This is a genomic window from Peribacillus sp. NPDC097225 (genome assembly GCF_044761955.1).
In the GTDB taxonomy this organism is placed as follows: Bacteria; Bacillota; Bacilli; order Bacillales; family DSM-1321; genus Peribacillus.
The window spans coordinates 415,226-430,917 of record NZ_JBIWDJ010000001.1 but is presented as its reverse complement, the minus strand read 5'-3'; the positions used below and the strand labels follow the sequence as shown (position 1 = coordinate 430,917).

The window sequence follows — 15,692 nt, the reverse complement described above, 5'->3', positions numbered from 1 at the left end:
GAAGGAGGGGAACTAATGGCTGAAAAACCAGCACGTTCCAAACAAGTTGATAATGAATTTAGCCTTGAGCAGGTTAAAGAAAAATTAATAGAGCTAGGTAAGAAAAGAGGCTCTTTGACCTTAGAAAAAATTGCCGAAAAAATTGGCGGTTTCGAATTAGATTCCGATCAAATGGATGAGTTCTATGAGGTGCTAGCTGAAAATGGAATCGAGATTCTCACGGATGGTGAGGAAGAAGAGGATGAAGATGATCCGGATTCCAAAAAACTTGCTAAAGAAGAAGAGTTTGACTTAAATGACTTAAGTGTTCCTCCTGGTGTTAAGATTAATGATCCTGTCCGGATGTACTTGAAAGAGATCGGTCGGGTCGACCTTTTATCTGCAGAAGAGGAAATCTCTTTAGCGATGCGAATCGAGGAAGGGGACGAAGAGGCAAAACGCCGTCTAGCCGAAGCCAATCTACGTCTCGTAGTCAGCATAGCCAAACGTTACGTGGGACGCGGTATGCTTTTCCTTGACTTGATTCAAGAAGGAAATATGGGTCTTATCAAAGCGGTAGAGAAATTCGATTACCGCAAAGGGTACAAGTTCAGTACCTATGCAACTTGGTGGATTCGTCAGGCCATCACTCGTGCGATTGCTGACCAAGCAAGAACGATCAGAATACCGGTGCATATGGTTGAGACCATCAATAAATTAATCAGGGTACAAAGACAGCTTCTTCAAGATCTTGGACGTGAACCATCTCCAGAGGAAATTGCAGAGGATATGGATTTAACTCCGGAAAAGGTTCGTGAAATCTTGAAGATTGCTCAGGAGCCTGTTTCATTGGAAACCCCAATTGGTGAAGAAGATGATTCACACTTAGGTGATTTCATTGAAGACCAAGATGCGACTTCTCCATCTGAACATGCTGCATACGAATTGTTGAAAGAACAACTTGAAGATGTGTTAGATACACTGACTGATCGTGAAGAGAATGTCTTGAGACTTCGCTTCGGACTTGATGATGGTCGTACACGCACTCTTGAAGAGGTAGGTAAGGTGTTTGGCGTAACCCGCGAGCGTATCCGTCAAATCGAAGCTAAGGCACTACGAAAGCTTAGACATCCAAGCCGCAGTAAACGCTTGAAAGATTTCCTAGAATAGAATAACGCCCTTTACAGAGCCCTCTTTGAATGCCCAGCGTTCGGGAGTGGCTCTTTTTTTCAGCCATTGGTGTGGAGAATAATCCTTTAAAGGAAATCAACACCAAATCCGACAGGCAGGATTAACCGAAAAATAAAAAAGCACAGTACGCATGAGGAAGTGTATTCATGGATGAAACAAGAAAGAAAATCATCATTCAAGAAATTAACTCTTGGAAGCAAAGTCGCATGCTCCCAGAACAATATTGCAATTACTTACTAGCCTTATATAGCCAGGGGGAGGCACAACCTGTTACCCCTCAGAAAAGCAAAAGCCGTAAAAAAGAATGGATTAATGGGATTGCAATGGGTGCTCTTTTTTTAATTAATATATTTTTGAATTATTTTACTGAAATATCCAACACAATGCAAATAGTCGTGACAACTTTCTCCATCCTTGCTTTTCTTTTCTTTCTTCGACGCTTCAAGAACACGAAACTCCTTTTACTATTATCTTTAATAGGATTGTTATTGTTAGTGTTAGTGGAAACAGTGCAAGTAACCGAGCTAATCGCTGCTGGAAAGAGGAGTATCCTGTATATAGGCTTATTTTTCAACTGTGGGTTATGGTTATGGATTGGCCAAAAATATAAGCTGCTCTATTTTTCGATATCTGGAATTTTGGGATTAGTTGTAATAGCTTACTTTTTATTGATATAATTAAAAACAGATGCTTGTTTGTTTTATCATTAATAGGGGTATTATGGAAATAATCCAAGAAAAGTCAAAATTGTTCGTAAATATACATAAATTTTTGACAAATTTGAGAAAAAATATAATATCTTCTATTTTTGGGGTTTTACTTGAAACTCTTTTCAAGTAAAATAATATATAGTAATTTGTATATAATATTAAATATGGTAAGTTTAGGTTCTACATAGAGGAGGAAATACTATGAATCGCAATCCAGTTATGCCTTTTATTATTATCATGGTTTTTGGTATTGGACTTATGTTTTTACTTTCATTCAAAGGTTTAGGAGATGCCAAAGATCTTGCTAAAGAAAAAGAAGGCGGAGAAAAAACAGAGGAAACGGAAAGTGCCTCATCCTCACCTGAAGACATTTATAAACAGAATTGCATTTCATGTCATGGTGATGCCTATCAAGGTGGAGTCGGACCTGCCCTTAAGGGTGTTGCCGACCGTTTATCCGAAGATGAAGTCAAAGAAGTCATCGCTAATGGACGAGGAGCTATGCCTGCTGGTTTAGTTGACGAATCGAATCTCGATGCCATGGCAAAGTATATTCACGGATTAAAATAAGCAGGAAGCTGATTCAAAACGTACATTCGTTTTTGAATCAGCTTTTCTTTTATCTTCGGTATTCTCCTCCTTTTCCCTGATGGATCCCCCCATGTTGTCCTCGTTCTGTAATTTTTCCTTGGAACTTGTTATAATCGAATGGGAAATGAAATGATATAAATATGAATTTGAAATAAGAGAGTTGATAGTATAATGAATCACGAGAAATTATCAAAGAGATTAGAAAATGTCGCGTTACATATACCGAAAGGGAGCATTCTGGCCGATATCGGTTCCGATCATGCTTACCTGCCTTGCTATGCTGTATCCAATGGGCTCTGTGACCGTGCGATAGCGGGTGAAGTTGTGGAAGGTCCCTATCAGTCTGCCCTTAAACAAGTGAAGGGAACGGGATTAGAGGACCTCATAGAAGTCCGTAAAGGCGATGGGCTTGAGGTATTAAAACCGGATGAAGCTACATGTGTTACTATCGCAGGAATGGGCGGTACATTAATCGCTAGTATATTGGAAAATGGGAAAGAAAAGTTGGGGAAGGTGGAGAGACTCATTCTTCAGCCCAATGTAGGAGCCCTAAACGTTCGTAATTGGCTAATTGATAACGGTTGGGAATTAATCGATGAAGATATTCTGGAGGAAGATGGAAAGATCTATGAAATCTTGATTGCGAAAAAAGGGGACCCTCTTCAGCCCTATCATGAAAATAAGCAAGTTGGGCTTATGTTCGGGCCATTCCTGTTAAAGAAATTCAGTGATACTTTCATAAAGAAATGGCAACATGAGAAGGCGCACTTCGAAAGAATCATTGAGCAATTGGATGCGAGTGGCCGAAGTGGCTTAGAAACGAAGCGCAAGGAAATGGAAGTGCAAATTTCATTCATTGAGGAGGTGCTTAAACGATGAAAACAGCTAATGGTATGCAGATTATTGAAATGTTCGAACAGTTCTCTCCGAAACGATACGCAATGGAAGGGGATCCAATTGGACTACATGTCGGGGAATTGAATAAGCCCGTTTCAAAAGTGATGATTGCACTTGATGTCCTGGAAGAAGTGGTGGATGAAGCGATAGAAAAAGGTGTCGAACTGATCATTGCCCATCATCCCTTGATTTATCGGCCGTTGAAGAAAATAGATACAGCTAAGGCTAGTGGCCGAATCATCGAGAAATTGATCAAGCATGATATTGCCGTTTATGCCGCACATACTAACTTGGACGTAGCCAAGGGCGGTGTAAATGATTTACTTGCTGATGCATTGCAATTACAAAATACAGAGGTCCTTGTCCCTACCCATGAAATCCCTCTAAGAAAATTAGTGGTGTATGTACCAAAAGAGGACGAACAAAAGGTAAGGGATGCCTTGGGTAAGGCAGGAGCCGGTTCGCTAGGGAATTACAGTTACTGTTCGTTTACAGTTGAGGGTACAGGCAGGTTTTTACCCGGGGAAGGCAGTGAACCGTCGATTGGTAAACGAGGCAAGATTGAAAGGGTTTCAGAAGTACGAATTGAAACCATATTCCCCGAACCCATTGAAAAAAAAATACTTTCTGCGATGATCAAAGCCCATCCATATGAAGAAGTGGCTTATGATATTTATAAGTTGGAAAACAAAGGCGAATCCTTGGGGCTAGGCAAAATCGGGGTTCTTGCAGAAGAAATGTCCCTTGGACAATTTGCCGAGCATGTTAAAGAGACTCTCGAAGTGGAGAATGTCCGTGTAGTTGGAGACCTGAACAGTACCATAAAAAAAGTTGCCGTTCTTGGCGGTGATGGAAATAAATACTTCACGACCGCTAAGTTTAAAGGTGCCGATGTGTATGTAACGGGTGATATGTATTATCATACGGCTCACGACGCCATGATGATTGGATTGAATATCGTGGATCCGGGCCATAATGTTGAGAAAGTGATGAAAAAAGGTGTAGCTCGAATCTTGAATGAGATGTGCGTCAATAAAAATTTGGATGTAGAATTCATACCTTCTGAGCTCAATACAGATCCTTTTACATTTATATAAAAGGACAGAAAAAGGCAGCCACTTCCATTTGTGGCTGCCTTTTTTCAGGCTTTCTTTACTTTGATTTTAGGTAAGATTTTATGCAAGGGTGTTTTCTTTTCCGTATCCCATGTCGATTCGTCAGTAGGTTCATATTGTTCAAGGAATCTAATGACCTCTTTCGTTATAGGAGTAGGAGTGGAAGCTCCCGAAGTGACAGCCACCGTTTTGGCATCTTTTAACCATTCGAGGTTCAGCTCGGAAATATCGGCTATGCGATAAGCCGTGGTTCCTGCAATTTCTTCGGATACTTGTGCAAGCCGATTGGAGTTATTGCTTTTTGGGTCACCAACGACGATAAGGACATCCGCTTCTCCAGCTTGTTGGGCTACGGCCTCTTGACGGACCTGTGTGGCTAAACAGATTTCTTTATGGACCTCAGAATGGGGGAACTTTTCCTTCACCTTCTCCATGATGTCCAGGACATCCCATTGACTCATTGTCGTTTGATTGGTCACAATGATCTTTTCACTATTCAATGATAAGGCTTCGACATCTTCAGCATTTTGCACGAGGTGAACGACATCAGGGGCTACACCAACTGCTCCCTCTGGCTCAGGATGTCCTTTTTTGCCGATATAGATGATTTGATACCCTTCCGATTCTTTTTCCCTGATCAAGTCATGTGTAGCGGTAACGTCAGGACAAGTAGCATCAAGGGTGACAAGGCCTTTTTCCTTCGCAATCTTCCGAATCTCAGGGGAAACGCCGTGAGCGGTAAAGATGACAGTTCCCGTTTCCACCTGATTGATGATTTCATTTCGGTTACTGCCATCTAGCGTTATGATCCCCTCTTCTTCAAAAGCATCGGTAACGTGCTTGTTATGAACGATCATTCCTAAAATGTAAATAGGGCGTGGCAAGGTTTTATCTAAAGCCGCATTCCTGGCAATAACCATGGCATCAACTACTCCATAGCAATAGCCCCGCGGGGAGATTTTATTTACTTTCATCTATGTGTCCTCCTTCAAAGGCAAGAAACTTACGCGTATTCCCTTCTATTATATAAGACCATAGATGATTTTACAAAATATCGTATTTCATGAATGATGCCACGGGCGCAAATTTATAATGGTTTAAATATAAAGTTTAGGTCCGGATGATCGATTCCTTGTCTTTTTGGGGAGAGCCTCGGCAGCCGGTTCTACGTTTAATTCGATTTTTGGCTTATCGCTATTCACAGCGGGTTCGGGTTCCTGAATCTTGGGAGAAGTGGTTAAATTGGTGTTTTCTTCTGCTGGTTTTTCCGTTTCTTCACTTGATGATATGCTGCGGAACACCTTCCACATGGAGGGGAGGTTTTTAATTACTGGCCCATACTGCTGCACCATTGGCGTGAATTGCTCGGCCGCTTGCAATACCTTTTGGGTGTTGTTTAGCATATTGTTGAGTGAATCGGGTTTGGTTAAGTTCTCCAGGATGCCGCCGCCACTACTTCTTGAAGAACTAGTGGTAGTGGAATTGGCTGGTGCGAATAAGTTTGGGGGAGCGGCATTTTGTTGTTTGGACCTACCTAGAAGCTTGGCTAAAATCCCTTCCTTCTTAGGAAGTTGCTGTTCTGGTCTTTGTTGTTGATTGAAGGGGGCTCCTCCCCGGAAGCCTTGTTGGGGTCCCGGTGGTCCTTGTGGTCTTCCTTGAGGCGGCCTCATTGGCTGAAAAGGGTTGCTGTTTGGGTACTGTGGTCCCCTGAAGGGTCTAGGTTGCTGCATCCTTGGGCCATTATTAGGTTGCTGGAATCCAGGACCGGGGGAACGGTTTCTATCTTGGAACATAGGTTTCACCTCTTTATGGTTTAGGTATTGATGTGTTCTTCCCTATAAATTATGCAGCATGGTAAAAAAGGTTTGAGGAAAGGATAGATGGAATGTTGTGAAGTGGTCGGAAAGAAGGTAAGATGGTAACGGTAGTCTTTTTGCTCCATGTCTGCGGGGGATACGCTATGACCAGGACAGGTGCTTTTCTTTTGCAAGAGTCCATTAAGAGAACTGACCAAGGCGCTTGCGCTTTTTGTATAATCCAGCTCCAGCGCCTAGCTCGCTGTGAAAAAGACGATGGACCACATAAGGCAAAAAACGCCTTATGGGCCAATCCCTATTTTCTTCACGAGCTACCAAGACGCTTGCGCTTTTTGTATGAAATTTATTATAATAATAAGACGTGTCTAATGAAAGACAAGAATAAAGGAGATATTTGATGAAACAAAACCAATTTGAACGATTTAATTTGAAAAGCTACATTCTAGATGCAGTTCGTACTTTAGGGTTCGATAAGCCGACGGAAATACAAGAACGCGTGCTCCCGTCGCTTTTAAAGGGAAGTAGCTTAATTGGACAGTCGCAGACAGGTACAGGGAAGACTCATTCCTATTTGCTGCCGATTATGAACAAGCTTGATGCTGGGAAAAATGAAGTTCAAGCGATTATTTCCGCACCAACCCGTGAGTTAGCGAATCAAATCTACAAAGAAGCTTTGAAAATTGCGGACCATTTCCCTGAAGACGAGCAAATTCAAGTACGTTGCTATATCGGTGGTACCGATAAACAGCGTATGATCGATAAATTGAAGACCCAGCCACAGTTGGTCATTGGGACTCCAGGAAGAATCAAGGATTTGGTTGAGGCTCAAGCACTTCAGGTATATACGGCTACAATGCTTGTGGTTGATGAAGCGGACCTTATGCTCGATATGGGCTTCCTTGAAGATGTTGACCAATTTGCTTCCCGTATGGCGGAAAAAATTCAAATGCTTGTTTTCTCGGCAACCATTCCGGAAAAGTTAAAGCCATTCTTGAATAAATATATGGAAAACCCGAAATATGTTCAAGTTAATCCGAAACAGGCGACAGCCGCAAAGATTGAACATGTTCTGATACCTCTTCGTCACCGTAACAGGGAGCAGTTATTACATGATATCATCGTTCGTTATAATCCGTATTTGGCTATCGTTTTCACCAATACGAAAAAAATGGCGGATCATGTAGCCAACTCCCTGATTGAAAAGGGATTGAAAGTGGGCCGGATCCATGGAGATTTATCGCCTCGTGACCGTAAGAAAATGATGAAGCAAATCAATGATCTAGAGTATCAATTCATTGTCGCTACTGATTTGGCTTCTCGCGGAATTGATATTGAAGGTGTCAGTCATATCATTAACTATGAATTACCGACGGACCTGGACTTCTACATTCATAGAACGGGAAGAACTGCCCGCGCCGGATACTCAGGAATTGCAGCAACGATATATGGTACATCTGATGAAGATGCATTGAACCGCCTTGAAAAGATGGGGATAGAATTCCATGATGCCGATATTCAAAATGGCGATTGGGTAGATATAGACGAACGTAACAAACGGAAAAATCGTAAGAAACAAAAATCAGAGATAGATGTAAAGGCAAGCAGGCATGTTAAGAAGCCGTCTAAAGTTAAGCCTGGTTACAAGAAGAAAATTCAACGTGACGTGGAAAACTTTAAAAAACGCGAACGCCGCATACAAAGAAAGAAATAAAAGGGAGTAATTAGATGCTGAAGATTGGGTCGCATGTTTCAATGAGCGGGAAAAATATGCTACTTGCTGCGAGTCAGGAAGCGGCTTTATATGGTTCCAATACATTCATGGTTTATACAGGAGCCCCGCAAAATACAAGACGCAAGAAAATAGAGGATTTGAATATTGAAGCAGGTAGACTGCATATGGAGGAGAATGGGATAACGGATATTGTTGTACATGCTCCATATATAATCAATATTGCCAATACCACAAATCCAGCTACTTTCGACTTGGGAATCAATTTTTTGCGCAGTGAAATCGATCGGACGGAAGCAATCGGTTCGGGCCAAATCGTCCTTCATCCTGGTGCCCATGTCGGTGCAGGCACTGAAATCGGAATTAAAAGAATCATTGAAGGTTTAAATGAGGTTCTTTCTACAGATGACAAAGTGCAAATTGCCCTTGAAACGATGGCAGGGAAAGGTACGGAATGTGGCCGTTCTTTCGAAGAATTGGCAATGATCATGGATGGTGTAATCCGTAACGATAAGCTATCTGTATGTTTCGATACGTGTCATACACATGATGCTGGATACAATATCGTCGAAGATTTCGATGGAGTCCTGAATGAATTTGATAAGTTGATCGGCGTTGAACGAATCAAGGTGCTCCATATCAACGACAGCAAAAATGTCCGTGGTGCGCATAAGGACCGTCATGAGAATATTGGTTTTGGACATATCGGCTTTAAAGCGTTGAATTACATTGTCCATCATCCTCAGTTAAGCGAAGTTCCAAAAATCCTGGAAACTCCTTATGTAGGAGAAGACAAGAAGGATAAAAAGGCTCCGTATAAATTCGAAATCGATATGCTTAAGAACCAGCAATTCGACGAGGGTGTTCTGGAAAAAATCATGTTGCAAATGTAAGTAGAAGGGACGATCCATCGGCATGTCGATGAATCGTCCCTTATTTTACATAGGAAATTAGATGATGCCGGCTACCCTTGTTTACATATTGGCTGTAAGGTTGTTGAAAAGGGTTTCGATTGCCCGGGCCGTATTCGCTCCTGCCACTTGGGTGATTTGACCAAGAACGTTTTGCCTTTGGCGAATATCGAATATATTGATGTTTCTACCGGCAAGCAGTGCAGTAATATCACTTGCCTGTTTTTGTGTTAGACTAATCTGATGTTGTTTAGCAAGGGAAAGTAGTTCATCCGGGCGTATCTGATTTATTTTATGGTTGACCATCATTTCGAATAATTTCATACGATCTCCTCCTCCTTTAAAACATATGAAGAAAGATAGGGTATGTGAACTCGAAAGTTCACGGATTTTTGGAAATTTAAGGATGTATGGTTTTTGTTAAACAGTTAGACCATGTGAAGTCTGGAGCGAATTCTTTACTTCTGAACATCTTTGATTTATACTAACCTTTGTTAATCGTAATGATTCTTAAAAAAAAGGTGATAGTTTTGGACAATGTAATCAACCCCATCGTTAAATTAGAAGATATATCTTACAAATATACAAAAGATTTAGTGCTGGAGCATGTATCACTTGAAATACCTAAAGGGGCCTTTTTAGCTATCGTCGGTCCGAATGGATCCGGTAAATCCACTCTGTTGAAGTTGTTACTTGGTGTATTTAAACTCCAAAAAGGAAAAATTAATTTATTTGGGGAAGATATCCGACGCTTTAGGGATTGGCAAAAGATAGGGTTTGTTTCTCAAAAGGCAAATTCCTTCAATTCCGGTTTTCCTGCTACCGTTTTTGAAGTGGTTCAAAGCGGTTTGACAAAAAAAATCGGCCTGTTCAAATTCGCAAGCAAAGAAGACAAGAAAAAGGTGAAGGATGCTCTGGAATCAGTGGATATACTCGAGTATCAAAACCGAAACATCGGTGAATTATCCGGAGGTCAACAGCAGAGGGTGTTTATTGCGCGGTCAATTGTCAGTGAGCCTGAATTGTTGATTTTGGACGAACCAACTGTTGGTGTTGATTCAAAAAATGTCCATCAGTTTTACGAAATGCTTGAGATGCTAAATAAAAAATTGGGGATTACCCTAATATTGGTTACACATGATGTCGGTACTGTGACCGATAAAGTCACACATGTTGCCTGTTTGAACAAGGTGCTTCATTTTCATGGCGATGCCGTCGAATACAATGGCCTGAATGAGGAAGAATTGTCTTCCATTTACGGACATGGCGTTCAGTTTTTAAACCATAATCATTAATAAGTTTTGGAGGATAGCCCAATGATATCGGGGATATTGCAATTTGAATTTCTGCAGAACGCTTTTTTGACTGGGATCATCATCGGAGCGATTGCGCCACTTGTAGGCGTTTTTGTCGTGGTAAGACGGATGTCGATGATTTCCGATGCACTTAGTCATGTAGCGCTAGCAGGAATTGCATTCAGTTTATTGCTTCAGAAAAGTTTTCTTTCTCTTGCCGGATTGAATCCGCTTTATATAGGGATGGCCTTTTCTGTTGGAGGATCGTTATTCATTGAAAAGTTAAGAGGGGTGTACAAGCATTATCAAGAGCTTGCCATACCCATCATCATGGCTGGCGGCATGGGGCTTAGCGTCATTTTCATTTCCGTTGCAGATGGTTTTAATACGGACTTATACAGTTATTTATTCGGAAGTGTCAGTGCAGTAAGCCGTACAGACTTGTATCTCATCATGGGAGTGGGCATTGCAGTCGCTTTGATGTTAGCCTTGTTATATAAAGAATTATTTTTACTATCCTTTGATGAAGAACATGCCAAGGCTTCAGGTATCCCATATCAAGCCATTCATTTTATTTTTATCGTGATGGTGGCATTGGTGATTGCTGCATCGATGAAGATTATCGGGATATTACTGGTATCTTCACTTATGACATTGCCTGTGGCAGCAAGCCTTCGCTTTGCAAAAGGCTTTAAGCAGATGATTGCCTTTTCCGTCATATTCGGGGAAATTTCTGTCGTGGGAGGACTATTCATATCCTATAATATGGATCTTGCTCCAGGAGGAACGATCGTGATCATCGCAGTGCTAATACTTGTCTTATCAATTTTATTGGATAAGTGGAAAAATCGATAGGTGGGGTGATTTTTTGAACGTAACAACTGCCATGCAATTACTTAAAGATAAAGGGTTTAAACATACAGGAAAAAGAGAGGAAATGCTGGCTCTTTTTTCTTCAAGTGATAAATATTTAACCGCTAAAGATGTACTGGAGAATATGAAGCGAGATTATCCTGGCTTAAGCTTCGATACAATTTATCGAAATCTTTCCTTGTTTGTCGAGCTTGGAATCTTTGAGACAACTGAATTGGAAGGTGAAAAGCATTTTCGCTTCACTTGTGGACATTCTTCCCATCATCACCATTTCATTTGTTTGAATTGTGGTAAGACAAAGGAAATCGAAGTATGCCCGATGCAGGAGCTTCAGGAAAGTTTGAAGGACTATGAGGTTTCAGGTCATAAATTCGAAATTTATGGTCGTTGTCCCGTCTGTATATCGGTAGGATCGTAAAAAAAACCATTGACTCCTGTCAATGGTTTTTTTACGATCCTATTTTAAGCTTAACGGCTTATCGGAGAGCCAATGGTTGACCCACTGAGAAGCTTCCATCCAGTTATCCACCCTGAAAACCCTTTCTGGTACCGGTCCTTGATTATATGGTGTATTGAATAAAAGGACAGGGATATTACATTCTTCAGAAATGGCGACCGCATTGTCATACTTGTCCTCTAGAAAGAGATCCACGGCGTATTTTTTGGCTGTGGCGACTTTATCATGGGAACCGACTAACTCCAGATGACTGTATTGGACCTGGTTCTTCGTAAACCAGTCTTTTGTTACATCAAGAAGGCGGTCACTCCTGGCACTGATGAAATATAAATCAGCGTGCTTCATCCAGTCCTCGAGAATGTCCTTTGCCCCTTCAGCCATTAAGGATTCCGAATAAATGGTCGGTTCGGTTTCGATGAACCATTTTGTGAAGTCTTCTTTGGGTACATTGACGAAAGGGAATAAATCATATTCATTAATGTCTTCATAAGCTAAATTTAATTGAAAAGCTTTATTTAAATAGGGAACTAGGGTATCGGGTCTTGTTATGGTCCCGTCAATATCGATACCAAATCTTTTTTTCATGATGACTCTCTCCTCATTTTCAGCAACAGTTATTTTAGTGTATCATATTCAAACAAGCCATTGGAAACAATACATATTTAAACCAAGACATGCAACCTTTATCATGAGGGTTATTCGCTATTATACATATACTATAAATGCTCCTAAAAACGAAAGTGAGTGATGGATCAATGGAAGAAGATCAATACTCCATTATTGACAAGGATCATTCAACTGAAGCGGGAAAAGATCCAGTGGTTGTCGTGGATGATGAACATCATGAGCGGTACTATACAGAAGAAAATGCGGTAGAGCAAAGGGCTTATCAAAAAAGAAACGATACTTCAGTCCAGGATAGTCGTTATCAGGAAGAAACTTCTGCCGAGATTTCCACCATTCCTAATGAAAGTAAAATGAATGGACGGTCGGATGCTTCTGGTAAAGCATCGGGTGGAACAGGTATAGGGGCCATTGCGTTAATCATTTCCATTCTCTCGTTGTTCATGATGCCCTTTATATTGGGGATCCTTGGGATCATTATTGGTTTTTCAGCCCGTAAAAGGGGATCGAGTATGGGCTCATGGGCTATAGGTATAAGTGCAGTTTCCATCATTGTGGGCATATTCATCCTGCCGTTCTTTTAAGGAGCATGTTTTTGCTGTTTCCATTTGTAAGCGGAGACAGCTTTTTTGTGGAAACAAAAAAGCCCTGATTAGAATCAGGGCTTTTTTACCTATTTAATGACCGCATTAGCCGCTTCTTCTGCTTCAGCTCTTTGCTTTGCATAATACTCTTCGGCGATTTTGTCGATTTCTATTTTTAATTCCTCAACCATGGTTTCTTCAGGTACTTTACGGACGATTTTACCTTTTCTGAACAGTAAACCTTCGCCTCGTGCCCCGGCAATGCCTATATCAGCCTCACGTGCTTCACCAGGACCATTCACTGCACAACCTAGGACAGATACCTTGATTGGTGCTTTAATCGTCTCGATATACTCCTCGACCTCATTTGCGATGGAGATAAGGTCGATTTCAATTCGTCCACAAGTAGGGCAAGAGATTAGTGTGGCCATATTAGAAGCAAGCCCGAATACTTTAAGGAGCTCCCTTGCTACTTTCACTTCTTCTACAGGGTCTGCGCTCAACGATACGCGGAGTGTGCTACCTATACCCTGGCTAAGGATGGCGCCGAGTCCAGCCGCACTTTTAACCGTACCGGAGAAGAGGGTGCCCGACTCAGTAATTCCCAGATGTAATGGATAATCAAAAGCTCTTGAAGCTTTTTCATAAGCTTCGACTGCCAAAGTAACATCGGATGCCTTCATTGACACGATGATGTCATGGAAATCAAGATCTTCCAGGATCTTGATGTGGTGCAATGCACTTTCGACCATTCCATCTGCTGTTGGATAGCCATATTTGTCGAGGATTTTCTTTTCAAGAGAACCTGCATTGACACCGATACGAATCGGAATGCCTTTAGCTTTGGCAGCTGTTACTACTGCTTCCACTTTTTCTCGGCGTCCGATATTCCCAGGGTTAATCCGTATTTTGTCCGCTCCGCCTTCGATCGCTTTCAAGGCTAGCTTATAGTCAAAATGGATATCGACCACAAGTGGAATATGGATGCGTTTTTTAATTTCAGGGATGGCATCAGCCGCTCTTTCATCCGGGCAGGCCACACGTACAATTTGACAACCTGCTTCTTCAAGACGAAGGATTTCTGCAACGGTTGCTTCAACATCATGTGTTTTAGTTGTTGTCATGCTTTGGATGATTACTTCGTTATTGCCGCCGATTGTTAAGTTTCCAACTTTAATTGGCCGCGTTTTAGTACGATGTATGATTTCACTCAAGTGGAATTCTCTCCTTTAGGAAAAAATCAATTTTGATTTTTCATTTAGTTCACTAAAATATTGTATCAATGTCCATACCGCTTGACAAGGAATAGGACGCATTACTTTTTTATTATGAAGTAAGTATACTCTTTTCAGTCGAGATTTTCTCGATTGAAGTTCGGCTATTTCTAGAAGACATCAATCCCAGCATCGGATAAGATAGATATATCATTACGGTTTATTAGTATGTGGGTACTTTGTACGTTTTACCAATCTGCATATTTTCAGGTTTTAACCCTTCATTCAAACTTTGGAAATCTGATATGACTTCTTCAATTGGCTTGTTTGATGCTCCCCTTTCATTTTCCATGATGGAGAGTAAGGTATCTCCAGGTTTGATGAGGACTTCTTTATATGCGATTGAAGGGGCCGAAGGTTTACTTACGGGCTTGGATGGCTGAACTGAAGTTGCTGACGATGGGGAGGTGGGTAAAGTTCCTGTAGTCATGTCGAAATAAATGATAAATAGAATGAAACAAATTGAGAAAAACATCAGTAACCTTTTCATTATTTCATCCCCCAATATGGTCTTTCATACATATATATTTGGGAGGATGGTGTATTATGCCTGAAATTGGGCAGGTTTTCCTGAGTGTCTTTTAAATAGAGTTTGTTTGGGCAGTCCTTTTTGAAGTTCATTCAAAAATCCCTTTGGTCATGCCATTTCACCCCTTATATACTGATTAAACTCTTATTATAGGCATATGTTCGGGAATAGTTTGTCGATTTTAGGTGAACGGGAAAAATGATGACTACAGTCACATATGGTTAGGGAGCAGGGGTGTCATATGGAATAACGCCCTGTACAAAAAACCAGACAGGCAAGAGCAAGTCTGGTTTTGATTTATTCTTATGATCCTATTTCTTCAGAATTATCATTCGTTTCTTTAATGGATAAGTGAAGCATAATTAACGACACGAACCAGCTAATGAAGGAAGCGAAGGGGACTTCTGCTTGAAAGGCGTCCATGATTGTGAAGAAAATAGTGGACAGCGTGATGCTATATGCGGCAATCCTCCATAGGTGCCTATACGATATTGAACGCCCCATGGTGCTCCGGAATATCGTCCCGAATGCAGCAAGAATGGTCACTTTCAAGAATGTTCCAGCAGCCGTGAATAAATATAAAGTCAGGAGAAGCAACGGCAGGATGATCGGTAGGACGGATTCCACGGAATGGATCCATTTGTATAAATCTTCATTGTTTCCTTCTAAGAGTGAATAAGGAGAAGTTTGTATATTGCCATTCGATACAAATACAAGTTCGGATTTTAAAAGGGCCACTGCTTCATCCGTTTTTTCGGAAACATCTTTTGGAGTTAAGGAACCAGTGCCATCCACGAATATTTGGTAGTTGTCTTTTTTCAAGACGAATGGCTCTTTGTCAGCAGAGGTTAGCGTTCCATTTTTAATTTCAAAATCAGGCATTTCCTCCGAGACAGTTTCTGAAATCGCGTTTATTCCATTCGTAATCATTGTACCTAAGTAAAATGCGGAAGGAAGGAAGAATATGAGGCTCAAGAAAAATACATATAAAATTGTCTTACCAATTCCCTGGTTTTGAAAGGAACCGATATCTTTCGGTGAATAGAGGCTCACCCATAGTTGTTTGAATATGTTCATGATTTCAGCACCTATCTTATGATATTCCCCTCAATTTTA

Annotated in this window: 18 protein-coding genes; 11 read left to right on the top strand and 7 right to left on the bottom strand. The window is 41.1% G+C overall.

Features of this window, described 5'->3' with window-relative positions; all coding sequences use genetic code 11:
* Positions 1-15 precede the first annotated feature (15 nt).
* The 5 genes from rpoD to ACIQXH_RS02140 all read left to right on the top strand — a co-directional run bounded on the left by rpoD (position 16) and on the right by ACIQXH_RS02140 (position 4,465).
* On the top strand, positions 16-1,149 hold the full coding sequence (gene rpoD / locus ACIQXH_RS02160; protein ID WP_402869563.1) for an RNA polymerase sigma factor RpoD: 1,134 nt from the start codon (positions 16-18) through the stop codon (positions 1,147-1,149).
* 167 nt (positions 1,150-1,316) lie between these two features.
* The gene (locus ACIQXH_RS02155; protein WP_402958423.1) at positions 1,317-1,847 is read left to right on the top strand and encodes a hypothetical protein; all 531 of its coding nucleotides are present in this window, start codon (positions 1,317-1,319) and stop codon (positions 1,845-1,847) included.
* Positions 1,848-2,081: 234 nt separating this feature from the next.
* Positions 2,082-2,450, top strand: a complete 369-nt coding sequence (gene cccA / locus ACIQXH_RS02150; RefSeq protein ID WP_402869559.1) for a cytochrome c550 — start codon at positions 2,082-2,084, stop codon at positions 2,448-2,450.
* A 192-nt stretch (positions 2,451-2,642) separates the two neighbouring features.
* Positions 2,643-3,350, top strand: coding sequence for a tRNA (adenine(22)-N(1))-methyltransferase (locus ACIQXH_RS02145; protein WP_403121960.1), 708 nt, complete (start codon positions 2,643-2,645; stop codon positions 3,348-3,350).
* Entirely contained in the window at positions 3,347-4,465 is a 1,119-nt protein-coding gene (locus tag ACIQXH_RS02140) for a Nif3-like dinuclear metal center hexameric protein (protein ID WP_403121958.1), read from the top strand. Before ACIQXH_RS02145 ends, ACIQXH_RS02140 begins: the two co-directional genes overlap by 4 nt.
* Positions 4,466-4,509: 44 nt before the next feature.
* Here ACIQXH_RS02140 and ACIQXH_RS02135 read toward each other — a convergent pair whose 3' ends face one another.
* Both ACIQXH_RS02135 and vrrA read right to left on the bottom strand, forming a co-directional pair.
* Positions 4,510-5,457, bottom strand: a complete 948-nt coding sequence (locus ACIQXH_RS02135; protein WP_402869554.1) for a 4-hydroxy-3-methylbut-2-enyl diphosphate reductase — start codon at positions 5,455-5,457, stop codon at positions 4,510-4,512.
* 123 nt (positions 5,458-5,580) lie between these two features.
* Positions 5,581-6,276: a VrrA/YqfQ family protein gene (vrrA, locus tag ACIQXH_RS02130; protein WP_402869552.1), complete on the bottom strand. Its 696-nt coding sequence runs from the start codon at positions 6,274-6,276 to the stop codon at positions 5,581-5,583.
* A 421-nt stretch (positions 6,277-6,697) separates the two neighbouring features.
* Between vrrA and ACIQXH_RS02125 the strand changes: the two genes are divergently transcribed.
* Positions 6,698-8,011, top strand: a complete 1,314-nt coding sequence (locus ACIQXH_RS02125; protein ID WP_402869550.1) for a DEAD/DEAH box helicase — start codon at positions 6,698-6,700, stop codon at positions 8,009-8,011.
* A gap of 14 nt (positions 8,012-8,025) precedes the next feature.
* Positions 8,026-8,922 carry a deoxyribonuclease IV gene (locus ACIQXH_RS02120; protein WP_403121957.1) on the top strand — a complete coding sequence of 299 codons (897 nt, stop codon included), beginning with the start codon at positions 8,026-8,028 and terminating at the stop codon, positions 8,920-8,922.
* A gap of 81 nt (positions 8,923-9,003) precedes the next feature.
* Here ACIQXH_RS02120 and ACIQXH_RS02115 read toward each other — a convergent pair whose 3' ends face one another.
* Complete coding sequence (locus ACIQXH_RS02115; protein WP_402869544.1) at positions 9,004-9,264, bottom strand: DUF2624 family protein; 261 nt, start codon at positions 9,262-9,264, stop codon at positions 9,004-9,006.
* A gap of 206 nt (positions 9,265-9,470) precedes the next feature.
* Here ACIQXH_RS02115 and ACIQXH_RS02110 point away from each other — a divergent pair, with 206 nt between their 5' ends.
* From ACIQXH_RS02110 to ACIQXH_RS02100, 3 genes are read left to right on the top strand one after another with little or no spacing between them, the layout of a single operon-like run.
* Complete coding sequence (locus tag ACIQXH_RS02110; RefSeq protein WP_402986277.1) at positions 9,471-10,235, top strand: metal ABC transporter ATP-binding protein; 765 nt, start codon at positions 9,471-9,473, stop codon at positions 10,233-10,235.
* 21 nt (positions 10,236-10,256) lie between these two features.
* Positions 10,257-11,090: a metal ABC transporter permease gene (locus ACIQXH_RS02105; protein ID WP_402869540.1), complete on the top strand. Its 834-nt coding sequence runs from the start codon at positions 10,257-10,259 to the stop codon at positions 11,088-11,090.
* Positions 11,091-11,103: 13 nt separating this feature from the next.
* Positions 11,104-11,526: a Fur family transcriptional regulator gene (locus ACIQXH_RS02100; protein WP_402869538.1), complete on the top strand. Its 423-nt coding sequence runs from the start codon at positions 11,104-11,106 to the stop codon at positions 11,524-11,526.
* A 39-nt stretch (positions 11,527-11,565) separates the two neighbouring features.
* On the opposite strand, the gene ACIQXH_RS02095 is transcribed toward ACIQXH_RS02100, so the two are convergent.
* Positions 11,566-12,150, bottom strand: a complete 585-nt coding sequence (locus ACIQXH_RS02095) for a 5' nucleotidase, NT5C type (RefSeq protein WP_402986274.1) — start codon at positions 12,148-12,150, stop codon at positions 11,566-11,568.
* A 170-nt stretch (positions 12,151-12,320) separates the two neighbouring features.
* Here ACIQXH_RS02095 and ACIQXH_RS02090 point away from each other — a divergent pair, with 170 nt between their 5' ends.
* Complete coding sequence (locus tag ACIQXH_RS02090) at positions 12,321-12,773, top strand: DUF4190 domain-containing protein (RefSeq protein ID WP_402986271.1); 453 nt, start codon at positions 12,321-12,323, stop codon at positions 12,771-12,773.
* An 89-nt stretch (positions 12,774-12,862) separates the two neighbouring features.
* Here the strand turns inward: ACIQXH_RS02090 and ispG are convergent, their stop codons facing one another.
* The 3 genes from ispG to ACIQXH_RS02075 all read right to left on the bottom strand — a co-directional run bounded on the left by ispG (position 12,863) and on the right by ACIQXH_RS02075 (position 15,653).
* Positions 12,863-13,978 (bottom strand): flavodoxin-dependent (E)-4-hydroxy-3-methylbut-2-enyl-diphosphate synthase, encoded by a 1,116-nt coding sequence (gene ispG, locus ACIQXH_RS02085; protein WP_403122606.1) that lies wholly within the window; start codon positions 13,976-13,978, stop codon positions 12,863-12,865.
* Between the two features lie 232 nt (positions 13,979-14,210).
* The gene (locus ACIQXH_RS02080; protein ID WP_402869532.1) at positions 14,211-14,537 is read right to left on the bottom strand and encodes a LysM peptidoglycan-binding domain-containing protein; all 327 of its coding nucleotides are present in this window, start codon (positions 14,535-14,537) and stop codon (positions 14,211-14,213) included.
* A 342-nt stretch (positions 14,538-14,879) separates the two neighbouring features.
* Positions 14,880-15,653 (bottom strand): DUF1189 domain-containing protein, encoded by a 774-nt coding sequence (locus tag ACIQXH_RS02075; RefSeq protein WP_402986268.1) that lies wholly within the window; start codon positions 15,651-15,653, stop codon positions 14,880-14,882.
* Positions 15,654-15,692 lie beyond the last annotated feature (39 nt).

Bases quoted from the DNA above. Each gene is read 5' to 3' on its own strand.
- ACIQXH_RS02125 (WP_402869550.1), top strand. From the start codon at position 6,698: ATGAAACAAAACCAATTTGAACGATTTAATTTGAAAAGCTACATTCTA.
- ACIQXH_RS02095 (WP_402986274.1), bottom strand. From the start codon at position 12,150: ATGAAAAAAAGATTTGGTATCGATATTGACGGGACCATAACAAGACCC.
- ACIQXH_RS02115 (WP_402869544.1), bottom strand. From the start codon at position 9,264: ATGAAATTATTCGAAATGATGGTCAACCATAAAATAAATCAGATACGC.
- ACIQXH_RS02135 (WP_402869554.1), bottom strand. From the start codon at position 5,457: ATGAAAGTAAATAAAATCTCCCCGCGGGGCTATTGCTATGGAGTAGTT.
- vrrA (WP_402869552.1), bottom strand. From the start codon at position 6,276: ATGTTCCAAGATAGAAACCGTTCCCCCGGTCCTGGATTCCAGCAACCT.
- ACIQXH_RS02140 (WP_403121958.1), top strand. From the start codon at position 3,347: ATGAAAACAGCTAATGGTATGCAGATTATTGAAATGTTCGAACAGTTC.
- ACIQXH_RS02120 (WP_403121957.1), top strand. From the start codon at position 8,026: ATGCTGAAGATTGGGTCGCATGTTTCAATGAGCGGGAAAAATATGCTA.
- ACIQXH_RS02105 (WP_402869540.1), top strand. From the start codon at position 10,257: ATGATATCGGGGATATTGCAATTTGAATTTCTGCAGAACGCTTTTTTG.
- ACIQXH_RS02145 (WP_403121960.1), top strand. From the start codon at position 2,643: ATGAATCACGAGAAATTATCAAAGAGATTAGAAAATGTCGCGTTACAT.
- ACIQXH_RS02075 (WP_402986268.1), bottom strand. From the start codon at position 15,653: ATGAACATATTCAAACAACTATGGGTGAGCCTCTATTCACCGAAAGAT.
- cccA (WP_402869559.1), top strand. From the start codon at position 2,082: ATGAATCGCAATCCAGTTATGCCTTTTATTATTATCATGGTTTTTGGT.
- ACIQXH_RS02155 (WP_402958423.1), top strand. From the start codon at position 1,317: ATGGATGAAACAAGAAAGAAAATCATCATTCAAGAAATTAACTCTTGG.
- ACIQXH_RS02090 (WP_402986271.1), top strand. From the start codon at position 12,321: ATGGAAGAAGATCAATACTCCATTATTGACAAGGATCATTCAACTGAA.
- ACIQXH_RS02080 (WP_402869532.1), bottom strand. From the start codon at position 14,537: ATGAAAAGGTTACTGATGTTTTTCTCAATTTGTTTCATTCTATTTATC.
- rpoD (WP_402869563.1), top strand. From the start codon at position 16: ATGGCTGAAAAACCAGCACGTTCCAAACAAGTTGATAATGAATTTAGC.